This is a genomic window from Acinetobacter sp. AS5, from assembly GCF_048957595.1.
GTDB lineage: Bacteria > Pseudomonadota > Gammaproteobacteria > Pseudomonadales > Moraxellaceae > Acinetobacter.
In genome coordinates, this window is the sequence record NZ_JARDAL010000089.1 from 1 (window position 1) to 6,307 (window position 6,307).

The 6,307-nt window shown below is 58.9% G+C and carries 6 protein-coding genes and 2 pseudogenes; 2 read left to right on the forward strand and 6 right to left on the reverse strand.

Features of this window, described 5'->3' with window-relative positions:
- Nucleotides 1-101 precede the first annotated feature (101 nt).
- Nucleotides 102-260 (forward strand): annotated as a pseudogene (locus PV763_RS16805) (JAB domain-containing protein); the annotation flags it as partial.
- Between the two features lie 24 nt (nt 261-284).
- Here PV763_RS16805 and PV763_RS16810 read toward each other — a convergent pair.
- Nucleotides 285-1,634, reverse strand: coding sequence for an MFS transporter (locus PV763_RS16810; protein ID WP_206232550.1), 1,350 nt, complete (start codon nt 1,632-1,634; stop codon nt 285-287).
- Here PV763_RS16810 and PV763_RS16815 point away from each other — a divergent pair.
- Nucleotides 1,621-2,067 (forward strand): Lrp/AsnC family transcriptional regulator, encoded by a 447-nt coding sequence (locus PV763_RS16815; RefSeq protein WP_206232552.1) that lies wholly within the window; start codon nt 1,621-1,623, stop codon nt 2,065-2,067. The genes PV763_RS16810 and PV763_RS16815 overlap by 14 nt on opposite strands.
- A 16-nt stretch (nt 2,068-2,083) precedes the next feature.
- Here the strand turns inward: PV763_RS16815 and PV763_RS16820 are convergent, their stop codons facing one another.
- The 5 genes and pseudogenes from PV763_RS16820 to PV763_RS16840 all read right to left on the reverse strand — a co-directional run.
- Entirely contained in the window at nt 2,084-2,995 is a 912-nt protein-coding gene (locus tag PV763_RS16820; RefSeq protein ID WP_171265531.1) for a cation diffusion facilitator family transporter, read from the reverse strand.
- A gap of 45 nt (nt 2,996-3,040) precedes the next feature.
- Nucleotides 3,041-3,562 (reverse strand): TetR/AcrR family transcriptional regulator, encoded by a 522-nt coding sequence (locus PV763_RS16825; protein WP_171265530.1) that lies wholly within the window; start codon nt 3,560-3,562, stop codon nt 3,041-3,043.
- Between the two features lie 14 nt (nt 3,563-3,576).
- Complete coding sequence (locus PV763_RS16830; RefSeq protein ID WP_171265529.1) at nt 3,577-5,076, reverse strand: MFS transporter; 1,500 nt, start codon at nt 5,074-5,076, stop codon at nt 3,577-3,579.
- Nucleotides 5,073-6,098, reverse strand: coding sequence for a hypothetical protein (locus tag PV763_RS16835; protein WP_171265528.1), 1,026 nt, complete (start codon nt 6,096-6,098; stop codon nt 5,073-5,075). Before PV763_RS16835 ends, PV763_RS16830 begins: the two co-directional genes overlap by 4 nt.
- 133 nt (nt 6,099-6,231) lie before the next feature.
- A pseudogene (locus PV763_RS16840) lies at nt 6,232-6,307 on the reverse strand (IS6 family transposase); the annotation flags it as partial.

Consider the following 6,307-nt stretch of genomic DNA (forward strand, 5'->3'; position numbering starts at 1 on the left):
AGCCTCAGGGTGAAGTGTGTCTAATCAACAGGGTTTTCGGTCTCTAAGCACTTTTTAAAGGGAACATCATCGACTCAGATCCCTATTTGCAACAGTGCCCTCATAACCACCCGAGCGGAAATCCCGAGCCAAGCGCAGCCGATAAGTCGCTGACGAAGCGACTTCGGGAGGCGCTGGCAATGGTGGATGTCCGCGTGCTGGATCACATCATCGTCGGCGGTACAGAAACGACATCATTTGCCGAACAAGGTCTATTGTGAGTGTTGGGGCTTCGGCCCCTTTGCTCACGACGATGTCATTTTTGGAGATGATGTATGTTCGCGTCGCTGCCTAGTGCTGGCAAGAGCGGCTGCCAGTGTCAGTGCCGTGGCAGCATAGGCTGTAACAGCAAAACCATGCGTGGCATAGAGAGGCCCGAAACCGGCAGTACCTGCGAACACGGCCAAGTTCGTAACTGCGCTGTGCAACCCCATAATCGTTCCACGCCTGGCTGAGTCGATTGCCGTCAGGCGCACGATTAACAGGTTGATGCCAAAGTGGTTGGTTAATCCCAGCAATCCGAGCAGCATCAAGATAGCCACGAGGCTATGCCCGAGCCAGGCCAGCATCAGATAAGTGGAGGCCACGCAAAGCAGTGCGATGGTCAACTGCCTCGCGAGCGTTATGCGTCTGGCGAGGCCATCGAATAGCGCTGCACCGCCAAAGCCAAGCCCGTAGACGAGCGCAACCAGTCCATTGACGCTGATCGGCTGATTCAGTCCGTGTCGCAGATGATCCCCGAGATAGCCATAGACACCATAGAACGCCATCATGGAGCCGGCACAGGCAAGCAGCAGAGGCTTGATGCCCACCAGGCCAAGCGCAGCCAGCGGCAGCGGTGCTGAGGCGGCTGATGGCTTACTGCGTGAAGGGATGGTGCGCAGTGCAACCCACGCAAGCCCAGCCATCACTGCGATTGTTCCATACACGGCGCGCCAGTGAATGGCATCGGCCACGATGGCCGCTAGTGAGACTCCGGCCACCATGCTCAAAGTCCAGCCAGTCAGGACAATACCGATGGTCTTGCTCTCCCGTCCGGGTGGCGCGGTCGCGGCAGCGCTGGCGTAAATGGCGGGGACTGCCACGCCCGTTGCCATACCGGCCAGGAACTGAGCAGCAACCAGAATGGCGACAAAGGGTGCCAAGGCGCTGCCCATCAATGCCAGCGGCAACAGGGCCATCGTCAGTTTAAGTACCCGATGCGCACCAAATCGGTCAATGTGACGCGCGAGCAACAAGGCGCTGATGGCTGCGCCCAATCCGAATGCTGCTGTAGCAAGCATGACCGTCGGCACGCTAGTGCCAAGCGATAACGCTACTTCCGGTGCGATCGGCCCCAGCACAAGCGAATTCGAGCCGATCACTCCGATGCACCCTGTCAGTACATAGATGGAGCGCGGAAGGTGTGTGTCGTGCATTTCAATACCAATGAATAATATTCTGTATTGATTTATATTATTCGCATTAAAATCGAATGAAACGAGATAAATAAGAATGGCGTCAAATAAAGATGAGATTCTGCGGAATGGTGTTCCGAAGCCATATGTGGACGCGATTGACCGAAGACTATTAGGCGTGTTGGTGGAAGACGCCACGGTCAGCTATGCCGAACTGGGCCAGCGCGCCGCGTTGTCTGCGCCAGCCGCGCACGAACGTGTCAAGCGATTGCGCCGAACGGGTGTAATTCGGCGTACGGCAGCTTTACTGGAACCCAAGGAAGTGGGCAAGGCGCTGCTGGCCTTTGTCCACGTCGATACTCACGGCTGGGGAAAAACGCCGGAACTGCTGGCGATGTCCGCACATCCCGAGGTCGAAGAGATCCACTCCGTGGCCGGTGACACGGCCATGCTGTTGAAGGTTCGTACCGCAGATGCGCAGGGGTTGGAGGCCTTGCTGTCACATCTCTACAGCATCAAGGGCGTGGTGGGCACACGCGCCTATATCGTGCTCTCTACCTATCTGGAACGCCCCGTGCAGCCGGACTTGACTCGTGAATGGCCGCAACAGGATGACGGGCAAAGCACGTAAAGTGATCCAAACAAGATCAGTGCAACGGTTCCGGTGCGTCGTACGAGAACACCAGTACCGGCCGAAGCTGACTGTGCTGGCTCAACAATTCAGCTTCCAGGCACTTGCGGCAAGTGTCGGCCGCATGCGTATCCATGTGAGCATCGGATTGCAGTTGTGCGTGAATCATGACCTCCCAGGAACGTCCGATGCGCACGGTGCGAATGTCCAGCGCGGCGAGTGGCAACGCCTGCAAGGCTTGTCGGACTTTGCTCTCGATCGGATCGGTTTCGCTGGGCGGTGGTGCCATGTACAGCAGTTCGGCCAGTGCCCCTTTTCCTAGCGACCAGGGAATGCCGACTGTCATGGCAACCAGTGCCAGCGTCAGGATCGGGTCAACGTAACGCGCCGCTTGCGTATGGCCGTACGCTTGCAGCAGATAGGCGATCACGAAGGCCAATAAGGCGCCGAAGGCGGTCAATGCGTCGATGGCTCGCGCGGCCAGATCGCCTTGCACCAACGGGCTTTTCATATGCCGATAGCGCAGCCAGACATAGGCAGCCATGCCGATGGTGATGGCGGCCGACACGAAGGCATACAGTAGTGCGCCGCCGAATTTGATGTCGGTGCCTCCCTCAAACAGGCTGGATGTGGCGTACCAGACCGATAGCATTGAGACGCCCGCGATCAGCAGGCTCTTGATGAGATTGACCAGGGGCTCCAGCGGTGCGTAGCCGAACGGAAAGCGCCGGCTCGCCCCACGCCGCAACAGCGTACCGACACGGTAGGTGAAGATGCCTGTAATGAGATACACGAGGTTGAAGAAACCGTCCAGCAAAATGGCCTGCGAGCCAGTCAGCGGTGCGGCAATCAGGGCGAGCAAGGACACCACTACGCCTGTATAGATAGGCAAGCGGAGCACCTTCAGTTCAACATCTCCTTGCGTCATCGTTGCCCTCCTTTTCCGACTGGCCCGATGTGGTTTCTTTTGGGATCATGTCCAGCAGCATGCGACCGATGCGTCGGCGCATACGGGTTGCCATTGGCGTGCTGGCAAGGGTTCGTGTACCCATAGCCCGTCGGCTGCAAGCCGTACCACCCACATGGCTGCCAAGTTGGCATCGTCATCCTCTGTCACGGGAATCCAGCGTGACAGCACGCCGGCCCAGGGAGCCGCCAGTTCGGGCTGAGTCGCGCCTTCGAGCATTAGTTGCAGCTCGACGCGAGTGGAACGACCGTCAGTGCAGGCCTGCACATAGGCAGCGATCCGCTCTTGCGCGCTGGCTTCGTGCGCCGGTTTGCCGGCTACTTTTTCAAGCAAAGTCTCCCACTGGCAGGCCAGATGCTCATGGATGCCCAATAGCAAGGCATCGCGGGACGGAAAATGATAGAGCATTCCGCCACGTGTCAGTCCAGCCTCAAGTGCGACTGACTCGAAAGTGATTCCGGTCACACCCTCACGGTGGACGACGCGGATGGCGGCATCGAGAATTTTGTTGCGGTTGCTGGGTCGCATGCGGCTTACCTCGCTCAATGGGTTGCAGTAGCAGTGCCTGGGCCGTGATGGCGCAGCAGCCAGGCAGTTAGCAGCGCACCGATGGCCTGAACGCCAGCAATCACCCACAGCACGATTAGATAGCTGCGATCAAAGGCAGATGATGCTGCATCCACCAGTGCGGTATTCACCGGCTCACTCGCGCGTGCAATCTCCAGCGCCTGGGTAATGCCATCTCGCGCAGCGTCGTGTGTGCCGGGGGGCAGGCTGATTCCCATTGAATAGAGCGCCCCCAACAGACTGCCCAGCAGTGCAACTGCGATCAGGCTGCCGAACTCGTAGGACACTTCTTCTACCGATGAGGCCATGCCGGCCCTGGCGGGCGGCACATTGCCAATGATGGCGCTGGAGGCGACGGCCATCACGGCTCCAAGTCCCGCGCCATTGAGCACCATGCCGGCCAGCAGCCAGCCCAGGCCCAGGTGCAGGCCGGCGGTGGTAGCCAGTGCGCCAGTCGCGCCCGCAGCCAGCCCGCCCGCAATCAATACACGCAGGCCCAGCCTATGCAGGAAGGCACCACCCAGCAACGCGGTGGGCAAAGAGCCTAGCGCGACGGCAGATACCAGTAGACCCGCCTGCAGCGGGGTGAAACCTGCCACAAGTTGGAAGCGCTGGGTTGTGACCAGTTGCATGCCGCCGATGGCAAACATGGCGAAGGCTGCTGCCAGCACACCAGCCGTAAAGGCTGGGTTGCGGAAGATCGCGAAGTCCAGCAGGGGATACGGCAGGCGGGCCTGGCGCCGCGCGAACAACCAGCCACCGACGACGGCGACAGCCAGCGCCGCGAATGCCAGAGGCCAAGACGGCGCGGCATGCGCGACTTCCTTTATGGCCACGATGAGTCCAGACAGCGTGACCAGCGCAAGCACCGACGACAGCAGATCCCAGGGCTTGCCCTGTTCGACGGCACCTTTTGGCGCGAAGACCAACGTGCCAATAAAGGCCAGGACGACCACTGGCACATTGATGAGAAACACCGAGCCCCACCAGAAGTGCGACAGCAAAAGACCGCCAACGATAGGGCCAAGCGCGGCACCGACAACCGACAAGCTGCCCCAGACCGCAATGGCTAGATTCCGCTCACGCTCGTCGTCGAAGGTGACGCGAATTAGCGCCAGTGTGGCCGGCATCATGGCGGCCGCACCCACTGCAAGAAATGCGCGGGCGACGATCAGTGCCGACGCCGTGGGGGAAAAAGCAGCGGCCAGCGACGCCACGCCAAAGATCACCAGCCCGAACAAGAACATGCGCCGGTGGCCGATGCGATCACCTAGCGTGCCGGTACCCAACAGAAGGCCAGCCATCACCAGCGGATAGGCATTGATGATCCACAGCCCCTGAGTGGCCGTTGCGTGCAGTTCGTGGGTGAGCGTGGGCAGCGCGGTGTAGAGCACCGAATTGTCCAGCGTGACCAGCAGAAGACCGGCTGCCACCGTCACCAGCAGCAGCCAGCGATGTGGATGGGGCGTGCTCATGTGCGGTTCTCCGTGATGGCTGATGTGTGGGGCGAGAACCTGGACGGTGCCAGGTCGGAGACTGTGAGGAAACCGGGCGGCGCCTGAATGACGTCAGCGATACGGTTTACTACTGTGGCGCTGGTGGTGTCGATGTCATGCCGATCTTCGACACGTACATGCAGGTTGGGCGTACCCTCGATGCGCCATTCAACGAAATCGCTGTCACCCACTTCACGCAACTTGCTGATGAATCCTGCAGACAGCGTAACGCCCTGGGTGGTTATCAGCCGGGTGATGGCATTGAGTCCGACGACTTGGCCTGCATGTATCGTCCGTCCAGCCAATACAGGCTCGAAGTCCTGTCTCGCCACGACAGGCTCTACCGTTTGATGGATGTCTGTCACGGATAGGCCGAGTTGGCGGGCGATGTTGTGCAGCGGGCCAATCAGCGCGCTGGAAAAAGGATGTAGTGCACTCTTGGCGACAGCCGCCGGCGATGCCCCAATTTGCAAGGCTTTCAGCACCCAGTCCCCGTACTCGTCGGCCAGCGCGCAGGTACTGCCATGAATGCCGGTGATGGTTTGGGCAGCGCCTGACAGCAACACCGGCAAGTTGTCCCAAAAGACATCCTGGACGCCAGTTCCGAGGATTGTTTTTCCGCGAGCAAGCGCCAGCGCATGCAATTCCTGCACGGCTGCTTGATGACTGTCGATCGAAGGGAAATAAGCGTCGCCAGCGATGGTGATAACGTCTGCACCGTGCTCCAGACAACGCTTGACGATAGGAAGAATTTCCTCAATACCGTTTTGGGTGGCCACAATCGCGATGTCTGGACGTGTTTGCGACAGGGCAGCCTCGGCATCGGATGTCACCACGACCCCAATGGGAGATCGGCCGAGAGCGATCCCAACATCTTGTCCCAGGAAGTTGGTTGCGTTGACGGCAGCGACGATGCGAATGCCTCGATCTAGCAGGAAGGCTGCTGTCTTGCTTCCGGTTATGCCGAGGCCGAAGATAGCGGCCTGAATGGGTTGTTGCATGGCGGCCTCCTTGATTAGCTCATAACTGTACAGTCTGTATTGTATGGTATCTATGAGGAAACCAGTATAGTCAAAATACTTGGCACTGTTGCAAATAGAGATTTGAGTCGATGATGTTCCCTTTAAAAAGTACTTAGAGACCGAAAACCCTGTTGATTAGACACACTTCACCCTGAGGCTGACCATAATAAAATGACGATGCTTGTCCT

Coding starts and splice junctions, on each gene's coding strand:
- PV763_RS16835 (WP_171265528.1), bottom strand. CDS start 6,098: ATGCAACAACCCATTCAGGCCGCTATCTTCGGCCTCGGCATAACCGGA.
- PV763_RS16820 (WP_171265531.1), bottom strand. CDS start 2,995: ATGACGCAAGGAGATGTTGAACTGAAGGTGCTCCGCTTGCCTATCTAT.
- PV763_RS16830 (WP_171265529.1), bottom strand. CDS start 5,076: ATGAGCACGCCCCATCCACATCGCTGGCTGCTGCTGGTGACGGTGGCA.
- PV763_RS16825 (WP_171265530.1), bottom strand. CDS start 3,562: ATGCGACCCAGCAACCGCAACAAAATTCTCGATGCCGCCATCCGCGTC.